Annotated in this window: 19 protein-coding genes and 1 pseudogene; 9 read left to right on the top strand and 11 right to left on the bottom strand. The window is 53.7% G+C overall.

Annotated elements, in window-relative coordinates; translation table 11 throughout:
• Positions 1-98 precede the first annotated feature (98 nt).
• Positions 99-1,226 (top strand): ribonuclease D, encoded by a 1,128-nt coding sequence (rnd, locus tag P3C52_RS10540; protein WP_275554957.1) that lies wholly within the window; start codon positions 99-101, stop codon positions 1,224-1,226.
• A 57-nt stretch (positions 1,227-1,283) separates the two neighbouring features.
• Here the strand turns inward: rnd and minE are convergent, their stop codons facing one another.
• From minE to minC, 3 genes are read right to left on the bottom strand one after another with little or no spacing between them, the layout of a single operon-like run.
• Positions 1,284-1,553: a cell division topological specificity factor MinE gene (gene minE / locus P3C52_RS10535; RefSeq protein ID WP_038625795.1), complete on the bottom strand. Its 270-nt coding sequence runs from the start codon at positions 1,551-1,553 to the stop codon at positions 1,284-1,286.
• 3 nt (positions 1,554-1,556) lie between these two features.
• Positions 1,557-2,369 (bottom strand): septum site-determining protein MinD, encoded by an 813-nt coding sequence (gene minD / locus P3C52_RS10530; protein ID WP_275554956.1) that lies wholly within the window; start codon positions 2,367-2,369, stop codon positions 1,557-1,559.
• 31 nt (positions 2,370-2,400) lie between these two features.
• Positions 2,401-3,090, bottom strand: a complete 690-nt coding sequence (gene minC, locus P3C52_RS10525; RefSeq protein ID WP_275554955.1) for a septum site-determining protein MinC — start codon at positions 3,088-3,090, stop codon at positions 2,401-2,403.
• A 160-nt stretch (positions 3,091-3,250) separates the two neighbouring features.
• Between minC and P3C52_RS10520 the strand changes: the two genes are divergently transcribed.
• The 4 genes from P3C52_RS10520 (at position 3,251) to P3C52_RS10505 (ending at position 5,914) form a co-directional block, all read left to right on the top strand.
• Complete coding sequence (locus P3C52_RS10520; protein WP_275554954.1) at positions 3,251-3,526, top strand: YcgL domain-containing protein; 276 nt, start codon at positions 3,251-3,253, stop codon at positions 3,524-3,526.
• 85 nt (positions 3,527-3,611) lie between these two features.
• Positions 3,612-4,700 (top strand): lytic murein transglycosylase, encoded by a 1,089-nt coding sequence (locus P3C52_RS10515; protein ID WP_275554953.1) that lies wholly within the window; start codon positions 3,612-3,614, stop codon positions 4,698-4,700.
• Between the two features lie 47 nt (positions 4,701-4,747).
• A complete protein-coding gene (locus tag P3C52_RS10510) occupies positions 4,748-5,407 on the top strand; it encodes a fumarylacetoacetate hydrolase family protein (protein WP_275554952.1) in 660 nt (219 codons plus the stop codon).
• A 60-nt stretch (positions 5,408-5,467) separates the two neighbouring features.
• Positions 5,468-5,914 carry a YcgN family cysteine cluster protein gene (locus P3C52_RS10505; RefSeq protein WP_275554951.1) on the top strand — a complete coding sequence of 149 codons (447 nt, stop codon included), beginning with the start codon at positions 5,468-5,470 and terminating at the stop codon, positions 5,912-5,914.
• 16 nt (positions 5,915-5,930) lie between these two features.
• Here P3C52_RS10505 and dsbB read toward each other — a convergent pair whose 3' ends face one another.
• Positions 5,931-6,461 (bottom strand): disulfide bond formation protein DsbB, encoded by a 531-nt coding sequence (gene dsbB, locus P3C52_RS10500; protein WP_275554950.1) that lies wholly within the window; start codon positions 6,459-6,461, stop codon positions 5,931-5,933.
• 119 nt (positions 6,462-6,580) lie between these two features.
• Positions 6,581-8,125: a sodium/proton antiporter NhaB gene (gene nhaB, locus P3C52_RS10495; protein ID WP_275554949.1), complete on the bottom strand. Its 1,545-nt coding sequence runs from the start codon at positions 8,123-8,125 to the stop codon at positions 6,581-6,583.
• 219 nt (positions 8,126-8,344) lie between these two features.
• Here nhaB and fadR point away from each other — a divergent pair, with 219 nt between their 5' ends.
• Complete coding sequence (gene fadR, locus P3C52_RS10490) at positions 8,345-9,058, top strand: fatty acid metabolism transcriptional regulator FadR (RefSeq protein WP_275554948.1); 714 nt, start codon at positions 8,345-8,347, stop codon at positions 9,056-9,058.
• A 128-nt stretch (positions 9,059-9,186) separates the two neighbouring features.
• Here the strand turns inward: fadR and P3C52_RS10485 are convergent, their stop codons facing one another.
• The gene (locus P3C52_RS10485; RefSeq protein WP_275554947.1) at positions 9,187-10,722 is read right to left on the bottom strand and encodes a SpoVR family protein; all 1,536 of its coding nucleotides are present in this window, start codon (positions 10,720-10,722) and stop codon (positions 9,187-9,189) included.
• Positions 10,723-11,231: 509 nt separating this feature from the next.
• Here P3C52_RS10485 and P3C52_RS10480 point away from each other — a divergent pair.
• Both P3C52_RS10480 and dadX read left to right on the top strand, forming a co-directional pair.
• Complete coding sequence (locus P3C52_RS10480) at positions 11,232-12,536, top strand: D-amino acid dehydrogenase (protein WP_275554946.1); 1,305 nt, start codon at positions 11,232-11,234, stop codon at positions 12,534-12,536.
• 19 nt (positions 12,537-12,555) lie between these two features.
• A complete protein-coding gene (dadX, locus tag P3C52_RS10475) occupies positions 12,556-13,626 on the top strand; it encodes a catabolic alanine racemase DadX (protein ID WP_275554945.1) in 1,071 nt (356 codons plus the stop codon).
• A 1-nt stretch (position 13,627) separates the two neighbouring features.
• Here dadX and P3C52_RS10470 read toward each other — a convergent pair whose 3' ends face one another.
• The 3 genes from P3C52_RS10470 to P3C52_RS10460 all read right to left on the bottom strand — a co-directional run bounded on the left by P3C52_RS10470 (position 13,628) and on the right by P3C52_RS10460 (position 16,971).
• Positions 13,628-14,818, bottom strand: coding sequence for a multidrug effflux MFS transporter (locus P3C52_RS10470; protein ID WP_275554944.1), 1,191 nt, complete (start codon positions 14,816-14,818; stop codon positions 13,628-13,630).
• Between the two features lie 113 nt (positions 14,819-14,931).
• Positions 14,932-15,165 (bottom strand): DUF1480 family protein, encoded by a 234-nt coding sequence (locus P3C52_RS10465; RefSeq protein ID WP_275554943.1) that lies wholly within the window; start codon positions 15,163-15,165, stop codon positions 14,932-14,934.
• 78 nt (positions 15,166-15,243) lie between these two features.
• The gene (locus P3C52_RS10460) at positions 15,244-16,971 is read right to left on the bottom strand and encodes a potassium/proton antiporter (protein WP_275554942.1); all 1,728 of its coding nucleotides are present in this window, start codon (positions 16,969-16,971) and stop codon (positions 15,244-15,246) included.
• Between the two features lie 247 nt (positions 16,972-17,218).
• Between P3C52_RS10460 and P3C52_RS10455 the strand changes: the two genes are divergently transcribed.
• Entirely contained in the window at positions 17,219-17,929 is a 711-nt protein-coding gene (locus tag P3C52_RS10455; protein ID WP_275554941.1) for a phage antirepressor KilAC domain-containing protein, read from the top strand.
• 166 nt (positions 17,930-18,095) lie between these two features.
• Here the strand turns inward: P3C52_RS10455 and P3C52_RS10450 are convergent, their stop codons facing one another.
• Complete coding sequence (locus P3C52_RS10450; protein ID WP_275554940.1) at positions 18,096-19,376, bottom strand: YeaH/YhbH family protein; 1,281 nt, start codon at positions 19,374-19,376, stop codon at positions 18,096-18,098.
• A gap of 95 nt (positions 19,377-19,471) precedes the next feature.
• Positions 19,472-20,179, bottom strand: a pseudogene (gene yeaG, locus P3C52_RS10445) (protein kinase YeaG); the annotation flags it as partial.

Below are 20,179 nucleotides of genomic sequence, written 5' to 3'. Positions count from 1 at the left end.
TAATATGTTAAGCTGTTGCTGAAAACGCCGGTTAACCCGGCGTTTTCATTGTTATTTCATCAGCAACGCAAACGTACCGCTGGCAAGAGAGCAAGGATTTGAATTACACCTACATCACTACTAATGAGGCGCTGCAAGCCTGCTGCGAAGCGGCGCGTCAACATCGTGCTATCGCGCTCGATACCGAGTTTGTCCGCACCCGTACCTACTATCCGCAACTGGGGCTGCTACAGATCTATGATGGCGAGCAAATTACGCTGGTCGATCCGCTGACCATCACTCAGTGGCAGCCGCTTATTGAGCTGTTAAGCGACAACAGCATCACAAAATTTCTCCATGCCGGCAGTGAAGATCTGGAAGTATTTCTGCACAGTTTCGGCGTACTGCCGACGCCGCTGATCGATACGCAGATCCTGGCCGCCTTTAGCGGACGTCCGTTGTCGATGGGTTTTGCCGCGATGGTGGAGCAATTCACCGGCGAAGTACTGGATAAAAGCGAATCGCGTACTGACTGGCTGGCGCGTCCGCTGTCGACGCGCCAGTGCGAATACGCGGCGGCAGATGTCTTCTGGCTGTTGCCGATCGCCCATACGCTGATGGATGAAACCGCCGCAGCGGGGCAGCTGGACGCGGCGCGCAGCGAATGTTTGCTGCTTTGTCAACGCCGTACCGACATCCTCGCGCCGGAAGAGGCGTATCGCGAAATCAGCAATGCTTCACTGTTGCGTCCGCGTCAGCTGGCGGCGCTGCAACGTATGGCAGCCTGGCGTCTGAAGCTGGCGCGTGAAAAGAACATGGCGGTCAATTTCGTGGTGCGCGAAGAAAACCTCTGGAAAGTGGCGCGCTATCAACCGACCTCGCTGGGCGAGCTGGATCATTTAGGGCTGAGCGGACACGAAATTCGTTTTCACGGCAAAACGCTGCTGGATATGGTGAGCGAAGCCAATGCGCTGCCGGAAGAGAGCCTGCCGGCCATGCTGATGAATATCAACGATCACCCGCACTATAAAAAGGCGTTTAAAGCGCTGAAAGCGCTGGTGCAGGAGGTAAGCGAGCGCAGCGGACTGAGTACCGAACTGCTGGCTTCACGTCGTCAGATTAATCAGCTGCTGAGCTGGCACTGGCAGATTAAACCGCGTGAACGTTTGCCGGAGCTGATTGATGGATGGCGCGGCGAACTGATGGAGCAGGAAATCAGGCGAGTGCTGGCGGACTATCCGCAATAGCCTGCATAAACTTTCCCCTGCGTAAGGCAGGGGAAGGTCAGGAATGGTGGAGACGAATCATTTCGCGGCTTCTTCCATCTCCGGCAACGTCACGTTGAGTTCCAGTATTGAGATGTCATCACCGCGCTGATCCAGCTGCACCGTCACCATTTCTGGATCGATTTTCACATACTTGCAAATCACTTCCAGAATGTCGCGCTTCAGCTGGGGAAGATAGTGGGGCTCACTGTCGCCCCTCCTGCGTTCTGCTACGATGATTTGCAGCCTTTCCTTGGCGATATTGGCGGTGTTCTTTTTACGGGATAAAAAGAAATCGAGTAAGGCCATGGTTTATCCCCCGAACAGGCGTTTCAGGAATCCCTTCTTCTCTTCTTCAATGAAGCGGAAGGGGCGTTCTTCGCCGAGCAACCGATCAACGGTATCGGCATAGGCTTTGCCCGCATCGGATTCGGTATCCAGAATAACGGGTTCGCCCTGGTTAGACGCGCGCAGCACCGACTGATCTTCCGGGATAACGCCCACCAGCGGAATACGCAGAATTTCCAGTACGTCTTCCATGCTCAGCATGTCGCCGCGGCTAACGCGGCCTGGGTTGTAGCGCGTCAGCAGCAGATGCTCTTTGACCGGCTCTTCGCCGTTTTCGGCGCGGCGGGATTTTGAAGCCACAATACCCAAAATACGATCGGAGTCGCGTACGGATGAGACTTCCGGGTTGGTGGTAATAATGGCTTCATCAGCGAAATAGAGCGCCATCAGCGCGCCGGTCTCGATCCCTGCCGGTGAGTCACACAGCACGAAATCAAAGCCCATGGTATTTAATTCATTCAGCACTTTTTCGACGCCTTCACGCGTCAGTGCATCTTTATCGCGGGTTTGCGAAGCAGGCAGGATATAGAGGTTTTCTGTACGTTTGTCTTTTATCAGTGCCTGGTTCAGCGTGGCGTCGCCCTGAATCACGTTGACGAAGTCATAAACCACGCGCCGTTCGCAGCCCATAATCAGATCGAGATTACGCAGACCAATATCAAAATCGATCACGACGGTTTTTTTCCCTTTCTGTGCCAGACCGGTGGCGATGGCCGCGCTTGACGTGGTCTTGCCAACGCCCCCTTTGCCGGATGTAACTACAATAATGCGTGCCATATATAAGAATTCCTTATAAATAAAAAGGGGCCTAATTCAATGTCTGTATAGTCAGCGCGCCATCTTTCAGGCTAAGGCGTGCCGCTTTTGCAAAATACTCCGCTGGAATCTGATCCATAATCCAGTACTCGCCCGCTATGGAAACCAGCTCCGCAGATAAGCTGGTGCAAAATATCTGGCAGTCGCGATCGCCGCTGGCGCCTGCCAGCGCGCGTCCGCGCATCATGCCGTAAATATGGATATTGCCGTCGGCAACCAGCTCGGCGCCGGCGCTAACGCTATTGGTCACAATCAAATCGGTATTGCGCGCGTAAATTTGCTGACCGGAACGCACCGGCGTTGTCACCAGGCGCGTTTTAGTCACCACATTTTCCGGCGCTGCGACGGCGACCGGTTCAGGACTTTTCTTTTGTTCTTTGCCTTCAGACAAAATCGGCAGCCCGGCGCGCGCGATCATGCGCTTTAGCGCCTCATCTTTACAGCCGCTGACGCCGACAATGCGTAACCCTGTAGAGGCAATAGCCTGCTGCATCTGTTTCCAGTTAACGTCACCGTCCAGAGAGGCTACATTCAGAACCACGGGCGCATTTTTAAGAAAGGCAGGCGCCTGGTCAATTTTGTCCTGAAGCGCCTGACGAACCACATCGGGATGCGTGTGGTGTAAATGAACAACAGACAGAGTAAAACTACTGCCTTTAAACTCGATTGGCGTTTGCGACATCTGTCCTGGCTCAGTCCTGTTATGTCTAAACCCGACTAAATTATGCCTGATTTAGCCAGCGCGTAATCAAGGCGGGACATTATTCCTAACTACTGCAAGCATGTTATAGTTACTGCTATATTCAGGCAAGCCACCACCCCGCTTAATTCGAGTAAAAAATATGTTTTGTGTGATCTACAGAAGTCCTCAACGCGACCAAACTTATCTCTATGTTGAAAAAAAAGACGATTTTTCCCGCGTGCCTGAAGAGCTGCTGCGCGGTTTCGGAAAACCGCAGCTGGCGATGGTGTTAACCCTTGACCGTACTAAGAAACTGGCTAACGCAGATATTGAAAAAGTAAAGCTGGCGCTGCAAGAGCAGGGTTATTATTTACAGCTTCCTCCGCCGGTGGAAAATCTACTAAAAATACATTTAGGAAAAAGCGATCCGGTTTAATTCAGATTCATCTGTAAATAATCGACCGATGAATAAATCCGCAATTTATTTCCTGCAGATCCCAATTGATTAATAAGGAACGGATATGAAGCTAAATGTCCTGAGCGCGACGTTACTCTCAATAATGTTGACTGGATGCGCCAGTAAAAATAGCGTCTCTTCTGCACCTGAAAACGGCGCGGCTACCGTTCCGGCGACCAAAACGCAAAGCGGCGGCTTTTTAACGCCGCCATCCGGTAAAACGACGCTGGCGCAGCAGGGGCGCGATCCGGCAGAGTTTCCTGCTTACGTGGAGCAGCTAAAAGCGCGGGCGCGAACGCAGGGTATCAGCGAACAGACGCTGAACAGCGCGTTCGCTAACGTGCATTTTGTCGATCGGGTGATTAAATCGGATCGGAATCAGCCGGAGCAGAAAATCACGCTCGATGATTATCTGGAACGCGTGCTGACGCCGAAAAAGATTGAGCTGGGGCGTAGCCGCTATCAGCAATATCAACGTGATCTGGCAACGGTAAGCCAGCAGTATGGCGTACCGGCGCAATATATCGTTGCGCTGTGGGGAATGGAAAGCAACTTCGGTCAGATTCAGGGGCGCGAGGATATCATTTCGGCGCTCTCCACGCTGGCGTTCGAAGGTCGGCGTGAAACCTTCTTTACTAACGAACTGATTGCCGCGCTGAAGATGATCCAGCAGGGGCATATCAGCGCGCCGGAGATGAAAGGCTCCTGGGCGGGCGCAATGGGGCAAAACCAGTTTATGCCCAGCTCTTACCTTAACTATGGCGCCGACGGCGACGGCGACGGCAAAATAGACATCTGGCGTAATCAGCGTGACGTGTTCGCCTCGACGGCCAACTATCTGGCGAAAGAGGGCTGGCATGCTGACGAAGGCTGGGGACGCGAAGTGGTGTTGCCGGTAGATTTTGACGCGCAGCTGGCCGGTCTGAAAACGCAGCAGGCGAAAACGGTGGGCGAATGGGAAAAGCTGGGCGTCCGGCTGACCAACGGCGTCGCCTTGCCTGATACCCATCAGCGTGGCTGGATTATTTTGCCGGATGATATCGGCGGACGCGCCTTCCTGGTGTATGACAACTTCCGCACCATCATGCGCTGGAACCGTTCTTATTATTTTGCCATCAGTATCGGCAAGATGGCGGATGCTGTGGCACAGTAAGATCCTGGCGTCGGTGCGACGCTGTTAATCTCAGCAAGGGGAAAAGCATGTACCAACATCGTAACTGGCAGGGCGCGCTGTTAGATTTTCCAGCGAGCAAAGTAGTTTGTGTCGGCAGTAACTACGCTAAGCATATCAAAGAGATGGGCAGCGCCACGCCGCAGGAGCCGGTGATCTTTATCAAGCCGGAAACCGCGCTCTGCGATCTGCGTCAGCCGCTTTCTATTCCTCGCGATATGGGTGCGGTGCATCACGAAGTGGAGATGGCGATCCTGATTAGCGCAACGTTAAAGCAGGCAAGTGAAGCGCACGTCGCGCAGGCGATTGCCGGCTACGGTGTTGCCCTGGATTTAACGCTGCGCGATATTCAGGCCGGTCTGAAAAAAGCGGGACAGCCGTGGGAAAAGGCGAAAGGATTTGATAATTCTTGTCCGCTCTCCGGCTTTATTCCTGCAAATCAGTTTGAAGGCGATCCGCAACAGTGCGAACTGAAGCTGACCGTTAACGGCGAAGTGCGTCAGCAGGGCAGCACCGCCGATATGATCACGCCGGTCCTGCCTTTAATTGCTTATATGAGCAAATATTTTACCCTGCGTGCGGGCGATGTGATTCTGACCGGTACGCCGGAAGGCGTCGGTCCGCTGCACGCTGGCGATAAGCTGGAAGTCTCGCTGGCGGGTCACGGCATCAGCACGCGCGTGCTGTGATGCTTGCATCTGACGGCTGAACTGTTTATAAGGTGCGCTTTTGCTTAACCGGACATCACAATGACTGATACCCCTTTCTGGCAGGACAAGAGCCTGGAACAAATGACCGATGAGGAATGGGAATCCTTGTGCGATGGTTGCGGACAGTGCTGCCTTAATAAGTTGCAGGATGCCGATACGGATGAAATCTATTTCACTAACGTCGCCTGCAACCAGCTGAACATTAAAACCTGCCAGTGTCGTAACTATGAGCGTCGCTTCGAGTATGAAGAAGACTGCATTAAGTTAACGCGTGAGAATCTGCCTACCTTTTCCTGGCTGCCGCCCAGCTGCGCCTACCGGCTGCTGGCGGAAGGAAAACCTCTGCCGGTCTGGCATCCGTTGCGCAGCGGCTCAAAAGCAGCCATGCACGCCGCGCGGATTTCCGTTCGTCATATCGCGGTGCGGGAGAGTGAGGTCAGAGACTGGGAAGATCACATTATTAACCGGCCAGAGTGGAAAGCGTAATCCGGCCGGTTAAGCCTTAGCGGGTAAAGAGATCGCGGCGTTTAGGTTTAAAAGGCTGGGCGATCAGCACCAGCACGGCGACCAGCAAATAGGCGCCAAAAATCACCATCAGCCACTGCGGCATGCCCAGCGTCAGAAAAGACCAGACGCGCTCCGCGCAGTCGCCGCTCGCCACAAAGACCGCTGGCAGCCATTTGTCCAGCGGCAGCCAGCCCGGAAAACGGGCGGCGAAGTCACAGGTCACGAAAGGATTCGGGTGCAGCTGAATCATCGTATGTTCATAAGAAAGACGTAATCCTTCCCAGGCGCTGTACAGCCAGATCAGCAGCGCAACATAGCGCAGCGGCGTCTTCGGCGCGATGGCGCCCACCAGACCTGCTCCCATAACGCCAAACAGCGCACAGCGCTCATAAATACACATTACGCAGGGCTTCAGCAGCATCACGTGCTGAAACCATAGCGCGACCATTTCAAGAGCAAATGCGGTTAACGCCATCAGCAACCAGGCGCCGCGTCCTCTTGAGCATTGGTTCAGGTATCGCAACATAAATCTATCCATGTCATTAGCGTTGAATCGGCAGTGTAAAGCAAAAAGTTTTCGCTGCCAGCCCAGGCAGCGAAAAAACAGACGTAAACATGACTTAAGCGCAGCTTATCCTCAGTAAGTTACAGAGACGGCAGGGTGAGCCAGCCGTGCTGCATAAACCACTGCGTCATCGGCTCAAGCGTAAACATAATGCAGAACAGCCCCACCAGCGACAGCACAAGCGTATAGGGCAGCGCCATCCAGACCATACGACCGTAAGAGAGGCGGATTAACGGCGCCAGTGCGGAGGTCAGCATAAACAGAAATGCCGCCTGGCCGTTAGGCGTGGCAACGGAAGGCAGGTTGGTGCCGGTATTGGTCGCTACTGCCAGTAGTTCAAACTGCTGCTGACTAATCGTACCGCTGGTAAAGGCATGTTTCGCTTCGTTAATGTAAACCGTGCCGACAAAAACGTTATCGGAAATGGAGGAGAGCAGCCCGTTAAAGACATAGAACCAGGTCAGCTGCATGCTGGCTTCCGCCTGCAAAACAAAATGAATCAGCGGACTGAAAAGGTCCTGCTGCACGATAACCGCGACAATGGCGAAAAAGACCGTCAGTAGCGCGGTAAAAGGCAACGCTTCGGAAAAAGCGCGCCCGATAACATGTTCATCGGTAATACCGCAGAACGAGGTAGCGAGAATAATCACCGACAAACCAATCAGGCCAACTTCAGCGAGGTGCAGCGCCAGGGCGGCAATCAACCAGACGGCGATAAGGCCCTGGATCCAGAGGTTAAGCTGATCCTGACGTGTACGTTTCTGGCGGGAATCGCGATCGTAATCCATCAAAATCTGACGTACTTTTTCCGGCAACGGTTCGCCATAGCCAAACAGACGGAAGCGTTCCAGCAGCACGCAGGTAAACAGGCCGCAGAGCAGTACCGGCACGGTAACCGGCGCCATACGCAGGAAAAAGCCGGCAAAATCCCAGCCGGCGGCCTTGGCGATAATCAGGTTTTGCGGCTCGCCCACCATCGTCATTACGCCGCCCAGCGCGGTACCCACGCCAGCTTGCATCATCAGGCTGCGCAAGAAAGAGCGGAATTTTTCCAGCGTCTGGCGATGATCTTCATCGGAAAAAATCTCATCTCCGGCGTGTTCTTCGCCTTCAGACAGTACGCGATGATAAATATCATAAAACCCGGCGGCAACGCTCAGCACGACCGCCACGACCGTCAGCGCATCCAGAAAAGCGGAAAGAAAGGCGGCGGCTACGCAAAATGCCAGGCCCAGTATCACCTTGGAGCGAATGGTGAGCAGCAGGCGGGTAAAAACGAACAGCAGAAGCTGACGCATAAAATGGATGCCTGCCACCATGAAAATCAGCAGCAGCAGCACTTCAAGGTTGTTCGCCAGCTCTTCCTTAACCTGCTCGGCGCTGGCCATGCCGATAGCGATCGCTTCCAGCGCCAGCAGGCCGCCGGGCATTAAGGGATAACACTTTAGCGCCATGCCGAGCGTAAAAATAAACTCCGCCACCAGCAGCCATCCGGCAAGAAAAGGGCTGACGAAGAAAAACAGCAGGGGATTTATAATTAAAAAGCCCAGCAGCGTCAGCTTATACCAGGTGGGAGACTGTCCGAGAAAATTGCGCGTAAAGGCGCGCCCGGTGGAAATATCCATGTGCAATCGTATCCTCATACAGGACTCAAAATAGTCAGACGCAAAGGGTAAACGTCGCCAGCACCAGAGGCAATCGACATTCGGGGGAAAGCTGTTAATCGCGCAGCATTTTTCACGCCAGGCGGGCGTTTTAAACGAAGCGAAGCTAGGTGATGCCTGGGGCCTCTGGTATGATGAGCCGTATATTGCCTAATGATAAAGCAACGAGAATATAACGCTATGGTTATAAAGGCGCAGAGCCCGGCCGGGTTCGCCGAAGAGTATATCATTGAAAGTATCTGGAACAGTCGTTTTCCTCCCGGTTCAATCCTGCCCGCTGAACGCGAGCTTTCCGAGCTAATTGGCGTGACGCGCACCACGCTGCGTGAAGTGTTGCAACGCCTGGCGCGCGACGGCTGGTTGACGATTCAGCACGGCAAGCCGACGCGAGTTAATGATTTCTGGGAAACGTCCGGCCTGAATATTCTTGAAACGCTTGCTCGCCTCGATCATGACAGCGTACCGCAGATGATGGACAACGTTCTTTCCGTGCGTACCAACGTCTCCTCAATATTTATCCGCCGCGCCATCCGTCATTTTCCTGAGCAGGCGCGTGAAGTGTTGGCCCTTGCGAATAATGTCGAAGATCAGGCGGATGCGTATACCGAACTGGATTACCGTATTTTTCGCGGGCTGGCTTTTGCCTCTGGCAATCCGATTTACGGCCTGATTCTTAACGGACTGAAAGGGCTCTACACGCGTGTTGGACGCCACTATTTCTCCAACCCGGAAGCTCGCGCTCTGGCGCTGCGTTTTTATCAGCAGCTGCTCGCATTTTGCGATGGTACCGAGCCGGAAAACATTGTGATGGCAGTGCGCGATTATGGCCGCCGCAGCGGTGAAATCTGGCATGCCATGCAGAAAACCATGCCGGATGAATTGCATCAGCGTTAATTATCCGCCGCACATAAATAAGGCCGGATAATTGTCCGGCCTTATTTTATTGTCGGGCTTAAACCACCTCCTGTAGAGGTGGTGATATTTGTGGCTGCTAAACCGCCGTCTGTAGCGGAGGTTTTTCGTTACAGCGAATTGGTGCGGGGCGGACAGCGGTCGAGAATTTCCACGCTACCGTCTTCATTCTGCTGCTCCAGATGAACTTCAAAGCCCCACAGCCGATGCACATGCTTTAACACTTCGCGTCGGCTTTTATCCAGCGGCGAACGTTGATGCGGCACATAGCGCAGCGTTAGAGAACGATCGCCGCGCAGATCAACATTGTATACCTGAATATTCGGCTCCAGATTGCTCAGATTATATTGAGCGGAAAGCTGCTGCCGGATAGCGCGATAACCCGCCTCATCATGAATCGCGGCAATCTCCAGATAGTTATTGCGATCGTCATCCAGCACGGTAAACAGACGGAAATCGCGCATCACTTTCGGCGACAGGAACTGGCTGATAAAGCTCTCATCCTTAAATTCACGCATCGCGAAATGCAGCGTTTCCAGCCAGTCTGAACCGGCCATATCCGGGAACCAGTAGCGATCCTCTTCGGTCGGCGACTGACAGATACGCTTAATATCCTGGAACATAGCAAAGCCCAGCGCGTAAGGATTAATTCCGTTATACCAGGGGCTGTTATAGGCGGGCTGGAACACCACGTTGGTATGGCTGTGCAGAAATTCCAGCATAAAGCGTTCGGTGACTTTCCCTTCATCGTACAGATGGTTAAGAATGGTGTAATGCCAGAAAGTCGCCCAACCTTCGTTCATCACCTGCGTCTGTTTTTGCGGATAAAAATACTGGCTCACCTTGCGCACGATACGCAAGATTTCACGCTGCCACGGCTCCAGCAACGGTGCATTTTTCTCCATAAAATAGAGCAGATTCTCCTGCGGCTCAGAAGGGAAGCGCACTTTTTCCGCATGCACTTCCTCTTTTTCCCGGCGCGGCAGGGTGCGCCACAGCGTATTAACCTGGCTCTGCAGATATTCTTCACGGCTCTTCTGTCGCGCTTTCTCTTCCTGCAGCGAAATCTTTTGCGGACGCTTATAGCGATCGACGCCGTAATTCATCAGCGCGTGGCAAGAGTCCAGCAAACGCTCGACCTCTTCAACGCCGTAGCGCTCTTCACATTCCGCAATATAGTTTTTCGCAAACAGCAGGTAGTCGATGATGGAGCTGGCATCGGTCCAGCTACGGAACAGATAGTTATTTTTAAAGAAGGAGTTATGTCCATAACAGGCATGGGCGATAACCAGCGCCTGCATGGTAATAGTGTTCTCCTCCATCAGATAGGCGATACAGGGATTCGAGTTAATAACAATCTCGTACGCCAGACCTTGCTGACCATGTTTATAACGCTGCTCGGTTTCAATAAATTTCTTACCGAAAGACCAGTGCGCATAGTTGATCGGCATACCGACGCTGGAATAAGCGTCCATCATTTGCTCAGAGGTGATCACTTCTATCTGATGCGGGTAGGTATCCAGACGGTATTGTTTCGCTACGCGATCAATCTCCGCCAGGTAGGTATCCAGTAATTCAAAAGTCCAGTCGGGTCCGTCACTGAGTCGTTTGCTGTCCTTAATCGGATCGTCAAATATTGTCGCCATAGCGCACCCCTCGTTGGTGAACCCGATTGGGCAGTACATTGCCGTATGGGTTCCTGTTGTTTAAGGCTCATCCTGAATAAGACAGCCCAAAAAACTGAGCGAACACTGTTAATGATAGTTCACTGTTTTCCATCTGAAACCGGAATGCAACCTCAATCTGCAATACAAAATAAAGCCGTAATAAAAAAGGAAATTTTAAATAATAAATAATCTGCAGATTTGGTAGTTTATTAGCATTAAATCCTGTTTATACCTTCTTCCTATGAAGAAGATTAAAACTGCGGCTTTGGGCGGATTCAGGTGGTTGTAACCTGACTTGCTGCTGTTATTGTGCAAAATGCCCTATTTTCCACCGAAGTATTGCCAGCATCTTGTTTTTAATTACCGCCAGGGTAAAAAATATGTGAAATATGTCACCGCTATGTTGGTTCGGATGCATCAAAATTATCATCCGTGGTGTTGGCTGATGTTCAGTATATTGTTCTTTACTGTTTTTCCCTGGGGGAGTTATGCGCGTTGTCATTCTGGGTAGTGGAGTAGTCGGCGTCGCCAGCGCCTGGTATCTGGCACAGGCGGGACATGAAGTTACGGTCATCGATCGACAACCTGGCCCTGCACAGGAAACCAGCGCAGGCAACGCCGGACAAATTTCACCAGGCTACGCGGCGCCCTGGGCTGCGCCAGGCGTGCCGTTAAAGGCGATTAAATGGATGTTCCAACGCCATGCGCCGCTGGCTATCCGTCTTGACGGCAGCCGTTTCCAGCTGGAATGGATGTGGCAGATGCTGCGTAACTGCGATATGCGTCACTATCAGCAAAATAAAGGCCGTATGGTGCGCATTGCCGAATACAGCCGCGACTGCATTAAAACGCTGCGTGAACAAACCGGAATCGGCTATGAGGGGCGGCAGGGCGGCACGTTACAGCTGTTTCGTACCGCGCAACAGTATGAGAGCGCCAGCAAGGATATTGCGGTACTGAAAGAAGCGGGCGTGCCTTATCAACTGCTGGAGGCGCATCAGCTGGCCAGCGTTGAGCCAGCGCTTTCCGCGACGCATCATAAGTTAACCGGCGGGCTGCGCCTGCCCAATGACGAAACCGGCGACTGTCAGCTGTTTACCCAGCAGCTTGCCCGCATGGCGGCGGAAGCGGGCGTCGTCTTTCGCTTTAATACGCCGGTGGATCGCCTGCTGCGTGAGGGTAACCGTATTGTCGGCGTGAAGTGCGGCGATGAAGTGATTACGGCAGATAGCTATGTGGTTGCGTTCGGCTCTTATTCCACCGCGCTGCTGGCGGATATCGTCTCCATTCCCGTCTATCCGCTGAAAGGCTATTCGCTGACTATTCCAATTCGCAATGAAGCAGGCGCGCCGGTTTCTACCGTGCTGGATGAAACCTATAAAGTGGCCATTACCCGCTTTGATCAGCGTATTCGCGTCGGTGGGATGGCGGAGATTGTCGGCTTTAACACGCGTCTCCTGCCAGCCCGACGGGAAACGCTGGAAATGGTGGTGCGCGATCTCTATCCCGAAGGCGGTTATATTGAGCAGGCCAGCTTCTGGACCGGGCTGCGCCCGATGACACCAGACGGTACGCCAATTGTTGGTGCCACGCCGTTAAAAAATCTTTACCTTAATACCGGTCACGGGACGCTCGGTTGGACTATGGCATGCGGTTCAGGCCAGCTGCTTTCTGATATTATCTCCGGTAAAAAACCGGCGATTGCTGCAGATGATCTTTCTGTACTGCGTTATCTGCCTGGTTATTCACCGGTAACGCACCCGCAACTGCATAACGCAAACGTTGCACATTAACGAGTTACAAGGAGAGGTTATGTCACGTCCGATTGTCGCAACCATTCATAGCGCTGCGTTGCGACAAAACCTGACGATTGTGCGCCGCGCCGCGCCAAATTCCCGTGTCTGGTCAGTGGTAAAAGCGAATGGCTATGGTCATGGCATCGATCGTATCTTGCAGCATCTGAGCGATACCGACGGCTTTGCGCTGCTGAATCTTGAAGAGGCTATCCAGCTGCGCGAGCGCGGCTGGAAAAAACCGATCCTGCTGCTGGAAGGCTTTTTCCATAGCGATGAGCTTGAACTGCTGGATCGCTATCGGCTAACCACCAGCGTTCACAGCAACTGGCAAATCAAAGCGCTTGCCCAGGCGCAACTGAGCGCGCCGCTGGATATCTATGTCAAACTGAACAGCGGCATGAACCGGCTGGGCTTTATGCCGGAGCAGCTGCATAACGTCTGGCAAAAGCTGCGCGCGCTGGAGAACGTGGGCGAAATGACGCTAATGACCCATTTTGCCGAGGCGGAAAAAGAAGATGGCATTATTGAACCGATGAAGCAGGTGGAGCGGGCGGCGGAAGGGTTAAACGCGCCGCGTTCGCTGGCTAACTCGGCGGCCACGCTCTGGCATCCTGAAGCCCACTTCGACTGGGTGCGTCCGGGGATTGTTCTTTATGGCGCTTCGCCAAGCGGACAATGGCAGGATATTGCCGGAACCGGACTGCAGCCGGCGATGTCTTTAACCAGTGAGGTTATCGCTGTTCAGCAGCTCAAGCCCGGCGCGGGCGTAGGCTACGGCTACCGCTATCACGCGCAGACCGAGCAGCGCATCGGCATCGTTGCCTGTGGCTATGCGGATGGCTATCCGCGCCACGCGCCTGGCGGCACGCCAGTGGTGATTGACGGTGTGCGAACGCAGACGATCGGGGCGGTCTCTATGGATATGCTGGTGGTGGATCTGACGCCCTGCCCGCAGGCGGGCATCGGCTCTAAAGCGGAACTCTGGGGCGATCGAGTGAAAATCGACGAGGTGGCCAGCAGTGCCGGTACCGTTGGCTATGAGCTAATGTGCGCCGTTGCGCCGCGGGTACCGGTTGAGGTGATATAGCTTACAGCGCGGTCAACGAGCCGCGCATCTTCTTACTGCAGCGCCACGCCAGAAACGTGAGCGCTGCGCCTGCCAGCATCATCAGCGCCAGCGCATCTTTTTCTTTCAGCGGTAACGCCATCATTAACAGTCCGGCTGAGGATCCGCCAGCCATCTGAATAAAGCCAGCCAGCGCGGAGGCGACGCCAGCCTGTTGCTGATAAGGCTCCAGCGCATAGCTGGTGGCAGGCCCGACGGTAAAAGCCAGTCCGGCAACGGAAACGGCGACCGGTAACATATAAAGCGCCCAGTGCGTTTGTAGCGTGGCCGGAAAGAGCTGTTCTCCGGCAAACAGCAGCGCGCCGCCGAGCAGCATCGCCAGCGTACCCAGCGCCAGGCAAAGCGGACGGCCCGCCTTGCGGATCATTTTATTGACCAGCACGCTTACCAACATAATCCAGAAACCATTGGCACCGAAGGCGATGGAGAACTGTAACGCGGTCAGGCCGCCCTCAGTCATCAGCACATGCGGCGCCAGCGAAACATAGGTTAATACCATTCCCAGTGCGCCCGCATTGGCAAAGGCGAACGCCAGAAAACGCGGCTCGCGCAGAATCGCGCCATACTGGCGCAGCGGCAATCCTTTTACCTTCTGCGTATCGGCCGGTCGCGTTTCCGGCAGCAGCAGACCAATCAGCACGCTGATAAACAGCGCATAACAAACCAGGAACCAGAAGGGCGCACGCCAGCCAAATGCTTCCGCCAGAAAGCCGCCCAGCATCGGCGCCAGCGCCGGAACAATATTCAACGCGCCGTTAAGGAAGCCGTAGGCGCGCGCCGCTTCATCGCCCGCCAGCCGATCGCGCACGCCGCTGAACGCAACCACGGCGGTACAGCAGACGGCGCAGCCCTGAATCAGACGTGCCAGTAAAAACATGGGCCAGTTCAGCGCGCAGGCGGCAAGGGCGCTGCCACAGATATAAAGCAACAGACCGATCATCGCGATGGGTTTACGACCAAAATTATCCACCAGCGGCCCGGCAATAATCTGTCCGAGGCCCATTACCAGCAGAAAAAGAGGGATGGTGGTTTGTACAGTCGCGACCGGAGTCGCCAGGCCTGTTGCGATATCAGGCAACGTAGGTAAATAGAGATCAATGCCCAAAGGCGCCAGCAGCACCAGGCTAAGCAACAAAAAAGTAAATTTTTGCATCAGAAAATTTTACGTCCGCTATTTTTGAGCTGCACAGCGTAGAGAGATGTGATGCAAAAGAAAAGGGAAAAGTCACAAAATCAGGAGCAGCCGGGCAGCTGCTCGCTGGACTATCAGGCTGGCTTTTTCAAAAACCAACGATCCTGCTGTTTATCATAATGACCGATCGCCAGATCGACCGGCTGGCCGTCAATCCACGCGGGAACGCTGGTTTCCTCGTCCCAGCCGTCAAGCTGGTAGCTGAGCCCGGGATTGGTTTGACAGGGAATGCTGATGGTATCGCCCGGTTCGGCATTCAGATCTGCATCAATAATCTCGTAGCGACCAATTTTGACTACATGACCCATGGGTTATTTCCCTCCAGGAAAGACGTGAACTTTAAGCTTAGTCGCTCTGGTGAGAATTTCGAGGCGGTCCGGCCAGGATTATTCCTTCTCTTCCGGCACCCGCACGCCGATTTTGACGATCTGATTATCCTCTTTCTCCGCGACGGTCCAAATTAAGTGATTCCATTCAACCTGGTCGCCCACTACCGGCGCGCCGCCCAGCATGCCTAAAATCAGCTGCCCCAGCGATTGTTGATCGCTGGTCTCTTCATTGAGTTCAAGGCCGTAAATTTGCGCCACGTCGCGCAGTCGCGCATCAGCATCAAGAATAAAGTCGCCGAAAAAGCGCTGATCGAGCGCGACTGGCGGTGACTGGCTGAACAGTTTGCCAAGAGCGGGCAGATCGCGCTCGCGCCCGATAACGCACAGTACGTCGCCTTCACGCAGGCGCGTATTACCGGTTGGATGCATCAATACATTTTCGCGAAACAGCGCGGCGATACGTGTTTCACGCGGCATATGCAGATCGCGCAGCGCTGCGCCCACGCACCACTTATCGGCGCTGAGCTGATAAACAAACTGTTCCCAGGGGTTTTCTGGATGGATATCCAGTCCGACGCGGCTGATAGGCGAGGCGGTCGGCGGCACAATAACTTTTGCTTTACGCGCGGCGAAGCCCAGCGAGGTGCCCTGGAGCATTAGCGATACCAGCACCACGAAAAAGGCGATATTAAAGAACAGCGAGGCGTTTTCCAGTCCGGCCATCATCGGGAATACCGCCAGAATAATCGGCACCGCGCCGCGCAAACCTACCCAGCTAATAAACACGCGTTCGCGCAGGGTGAAGCTGCGGAAGGGCAACAGCCCGATAAAGACCGAAACCGGGCGCGCGAACAGAATCAGCCAGAGCGAAAGGATCATCGCCGGTACGGCGATATGCCAAAGATCGGATGGCGTCACCAGCAGGCCCAGCACCAGGAACATCCCGATCTGACTTAGCCAGGCCATGCCGTCGAATGTTTGCAGAATGCCGTGCCGGTTACGGATTGGGCGATTACCCAGCAGGAACCCGCACAGATAAACCGCCAGAATGCCGCTGCCTTCCAGTACGGTCGTTAAGGCAAAGACCAGAATGCCGCCGCTGACGGCCAGCAGTGGATAAAGCCCGTTCGCCAGAGAGATACGGTTAATCAGCTGCTGGATCGCCCAGCCGCCGCCCAGCCCCAGCACAATCCCTAAACCAAACTGTTGAACAAGGTGGACGACAAACATCCAGCTCAGGCCGGTTTCTCCCTGCTGGATCATCTCGATAAGCGTAATGGTCAAAAACACGGCCATCGGATCGTTGCTGCCGGATTCAATTTCCAGCGTAGAGCTAACGCGTTCGTTAAGGCCTTTATCGCCCAATAGTGAAAAGACAGCGGCGGCATCGGTTGAGCCGATAATCGCCCCAATAAGAAAACCCTGCATCATATCGAGCCGGAACAGCCAGGCGGCAGCCAGGCCTGTCAGCCCGGCGGTGATCATCACGCCGACCGTCGCCAGCGACAGCGCAGGGCCAAGCGCTACGCGCAGCGAGGTGGCGCGCGTTCGCATGCCGCCATCCAGTAGAATTACTGCCAGCGCAAGGTTGGAGACCATATAGGCCAGCGGATAGTTATCAAAGGCGATACCACCGATTCCATCCACGCCGGTCAGCATCCCCAGCGCCAGGAAGATCACCAGAATAGGAATCCCTAAACGTGATGAAAAGGCGCTGAGAAGGATGCTTGATGCAACCAGCACGGAACCAATAATGAAAAGACTGTAAATCGTGCTGGCATTCAAGGCTGTTTCTCCCCCGCAAAACAAGTGACAAAAGTCGCCCTCAGGCGTGGTCATACTATAGCCGTTTTCAAAAGATAATGCTTTATCAATAGCTTGTCACAGCATGACGGCGAGGATTTTTGTTTTTTCCACGCTGTCTCGCAAAGTTAAATTGATTAAAAAAAACACTGGATATTAAACCAGTAATCCGTATACTATTTGTACTCCCTCACGGGGCTGTTGCTGTTGGCAAGTGAATGGTGAAGCTATGATGATTTCAACTGAGAGCCTGAACGCTCTTCATCAATCCGTTACCATGAGTAGCCGCGAAATCGCCGAGATGACCGGTAATACTCACGGTGAAGTGAAACGTCTGATCAAAAGTCTGGAAACGGCCCAACGTTTATCGCAGCCGTTAACCGTATGGGATTATGAAACTGACGATACGGTACGCCAGGAATATCGGCTTAATAAACGCGACTCGGTGTTGGCCGTAGCGCGTCTTTCTCCGGCGTTTACGGCGGAAGCGCTCGATCGCTGGCAGGAAAGGGAAAAGATGGCGCATTTGCCTGATTTCACCAATCCCGCAGAGGCGGCACGCGCATGGGCTGAGCAGTTCGAGCAGCGTCAAAAAGCGGAACAGCAGCTGGCGCTTTTCGCCCCCAAGGCTGAATTCTTCGATCGCTATGTCACGGTAGAAGAGGAGTCGTTAGGCTTCCGTCAGGTTTGTAAAATGCTGAAGGTTAAAGAGCCCGATTTCCGCCAGTTTTTGCTGGAGCGCAACATCATGTACCGCCTGAACGGGACATTAACGCCGCACCAGCAGCACATTAACGCTGGACGCTTTACGCTGCGTTCAGGCGTGGGTGAAAACCAGCACGCTTTTTCACAGGCGCGCTTCACGGCCAAAGGCGTAAAATGGGTGGCCAGCCTCTGGGCCGGACATATCGCATCGCAGCCGAAAGGCGCCGCAGCCTGACAGGGCAACAGGAAGAAAAAAATGGATGGATGCGATGCAAAGTAAAAAGCCGGCTAATCACCGGCTTTTTTGTTGTGCTTTGTCAGGCCAGATAACCTGCTGGCCTGGCCATATCTGGCATCCGCATAGCCATTTGGCCTACAGAAGGTCAGGTATGGTGTACTGACTAGCTATTTTCCGCGGCCTGCTTATGAAACAGCTCGCGGAAGACCGGATAAATGTCTTCCGGCTCGCGGATATGCTGAATAGCAAAATTATCAAACGTCGCCTGGAGATGCTCATATTCACGCCACAGCGTTTGGTGAGCGCGGCGGGTAATCTCGATATAGCTGTAGTAGCGCACCACCGGCAGAATATTTTTGGCGAGGATTTCATGGCACAACGGTGAGTCGTCCGCCCAGTTATCGCCATCGGATGCCTGCGCGGCATAGATATTCCACTGCGCCGGATCGTAACGATCTTTCACTACCTCATCCATCAGCTTCAGGGCACTGGAAACAATGGTGCCGCCGGTTTCCTGTGAGTAGAAGAATTCCTGCTCGTCCACTTCTTTTGCCTGGGTATGATGGCGAATATAAACCACTTCCACATTTTTATAAGTTCGGCTCAGGAACAGATAGAGCAGAATATAGAAGCGTTTTGCCATATCTTTGGTGGCCTGATCCATCGAGCCTGACACGTCCATCAGGCAGAACATTACCGCCTGGCTGGAAGGCTCCGGTCGTTTCTCAAAGTTTTTATAGCGCAGATCGAAAGTATCGATAAAGGGAACACGCTCAATGCGTGCGCGCAGCTCAGCGATCTCTTTGCGCAGGCGTTCCTCTTCGAGAAGCTGTACCGGCTCCGCTTTTTCAACCGTCTGGAGCGTCTCCTCCAGCTCATGCAGCATACGACGTTTGCCAGCTGTCATTGCGGTGCGCCGCGCCAGTGAGTTTTGCAGGGAACGCACAACGCTGATATTGGCCGGTACGCCGTTAGAGGTAAAGCCAGCGCGATGCGTTTTATATTCATTCATCTGCCGCTGCTGCGTTTTACGCAAATGCGGCAGCGCCAGATCTTCAAACAGCAGATCGAGATATTCATCTTTAGAAATCTGGAAAACGAACTCATCCTGACCTTCACCATCCTGGCTGGCGTTGCCCTGACCGCTGCCGCCACCGCCTCCGCCGCCCTGAGGACGTTCTACGCGGTCATTCTGCACAAAATGGTCGTTGCCCGGATGGACGCGATGACGGGTGCCGCCGCGCCCCTGATGGAAAACGGGCTCATGAATGTCATCTACCGGAATAGAAACGGACTCACCACTCTCAACGTCGGTTACCGAACGTTTATTGATGGCCTCGGAGATCGACTGTTTAATTTGCGACTTATAACGGCGCAAAAAGCGCTGACGATTAACCGCGCTTTTGTTTTTGCCGTTCAGTCGCCGATCGATGAAATAGGCCATAGCTCCCCCAAACAACGTTGCAAGCAAGGTCGGACTGCTGTCCGACCTCTGTACTATCGCTTCCGTTACGCGTTTATGTGCTTACATGACTTAACTCAGGATGATTTGCGAACGCGCAAATACCATTCGCACAGCAGGCGCACCTGCTTGCGGGTATAGCCTTTTTCCATCATACGATCGACAAAATCATCGTGTTTCTTCTGCTCATCGGTGGATGTTTTCGCATTAAAGGAGATAACCGGCAGCAGCTCTTCGGTATTGGAGAACATTTTCTTCTCAATGACCGTGCGCAGCTTCTCATAGCTGGTCCAGTTAGGATTGCGTCCATTATTCTGCGCACGGGCACGCAGCACAAAGTTGACGATTTCGTTGCGGAAATCTTTGGGATTGCTGATGCCAGCCGGCTTTTCAATTTTCTCCAGTTCCGCATTCAGCGCTTCGCGATCGAACAGCTGTCCGGTATCGGGATCGCGATACTCCTGATCCTGAATCCAGAAGTCGGCGTAGGTCACATAGCGGTCGAAAATGTTCTGACCATATTCGGAGTAGGATTCCAGATAGGCGGTCTGAATCTCTTTACCAATAAACTCGGCATATTTAGGGATCAGATAGCCTTTGAGGAACTCCAGATATTTTTCCGCCAGCTCCTGCGGGAACTGTTCGCGCTCGATTTGCTGTTCCAGCACATAGAACAGATGCACCGGGTTTGCCGCCACTTCAGTGTGATCGAAGTTAAAGACGCGGGAGAGGATCTTAAACGCAAAACGCGTAGACAGGCCGTTCATCCCTTCATCCACACCGGC

The organism is Mixta sp. Marseille-Q2659 (assembly GCF_940807255.1).
Taxonomy (GTDB): Bacteria; Pseudomonadota; Gammaproteobacteria; order Enterobacterales; family Enterobacteriaceae; genus Mixta.
The sequence above is the reverse complement of the archived record's forward strand: the minus strand, read 5'-3'. Positions and strand labels throughout refer to the sequence as shown.

Excerpts from the sequence above, each read along its gene's own strand:
- minE (WP_038625795.1), bottom strand. The coding sequence starts at position 1,553 with ATGGCCTTACTCGATTTCTTTTTATCCCGTAAAAAGAACACCGCCAAT.
- P3C52_RS10455 (WP_275554941.1), top strand. The coding sequence starts at position 17,219 with ATGATGATTTCAACTGAGAGCCTGAACGCTCTTCATCAATCCGTTACC.
- fadR (WP_275554948.1), top strand. The coding sequence starts at position 8,345 with ATGGTTATAAAGGCGCAGAGCCCGGCCGGGTTCGCCGAAGAGTATATC.
- P3C52_RS10470 (WP_275554944.1), bottom strand. The coding sequence starts at position 14,818 with ATGCAAAAATTTACTTTTTTGTTGCTTAGCCTGGTGCTGCTGGCGCCT.
- dsbB (WP_275554950.1), bottom strand. The coding sequence starts at position 6,461 with ATGTTGCGATACCTGAACCAATGCTCAAGAGGACGCGGCGCCTGGTTG.
- minD (WP_275554956.1), bottom strand. The coding sequence starts at position 2,369 with ATGGCACGCATTATTGTAGTTACATCCGGCAAAGGGGGCGTTGGCAAG.
- P3C52_RS10485 (WP_275554947.1), bottom strand. The coding sequence starts at position 10,722 with ATGGCGACAATATTTGACGATCCGATTAAGGACAGCAAACGACTCAGT.
- nhaB (WP_275554949.1), bottom strand. The coding sequence starts at position 8,125 with ATGGATATTTCCACCGGGCGCGCCTTTACGCGCAATTTTCTCGGACAG.
- dadX (WP_275554945.1), top strand. The coding sequence starts at position 12,556 with ATGTCACGTCCGATTGTCGCAACCATTCATAGCGCTGCGTTGCGACAA.
- P3C52_RS10520 (WP_275554954.1), top strand. The coding sequence starts at position 3,251 with ATGTTTTGTGTGATCTACAGAAGTCCTCAACGCGACCAAACTTATCTC.
- minC (WP_275554955.1), bottom strand. The coding sequence starts at position 3,090 with ATGTCGCAAACGCCAATCGAGTTTAAAGGCAGTAGTTTTACTCTGTCT.
- P3C52_RS10480 (WP_275554946.1), top strand. The coding sequence starts at position 11,232 with ATGCGCGTTGTCATTCTGGGTAGTGGAGTAGTCGGCGTCGCCAGCGCC.
- P3C52_RS10505 (WP_275554951.1), top strand. The coding sequence starts at position 5,468 with ATGACTGATACCCCTTTCTGGCAGGACAAGAGCCTGGAACAAATGACC.
- P3C52_RS10450 (WP_275554940.1), bottom strand. The coding sequence starts at position 19,376 with ATGGCCTATTTCATCGATCGGCGACTGAACGGCAAAAACAAAAGCGCG.
- P3C52_RS10515 (WP_275554953.1), top strand. The coding sequence starts at position 3,612 with ATGAAGCTAAATGTCCTGAGCGCGACGTTACTCTCAATAATGTTGACT.
- P3C52_RS10510 (WP_275554952.1), top strand. The coding sequence starts at position 4,748 with ATGTACCAACATCGTAACTGGCAGGGCGCGCTGTTAGATTTTCCAGCG.
- P3C52_RS10465 (WP_275554943.1), bottom strand. The coding sequence starts at position 15,165 with ATGGGTCATGTAGTCAAAATTGGTCGCTACGAGATTATTGATGCAGAT.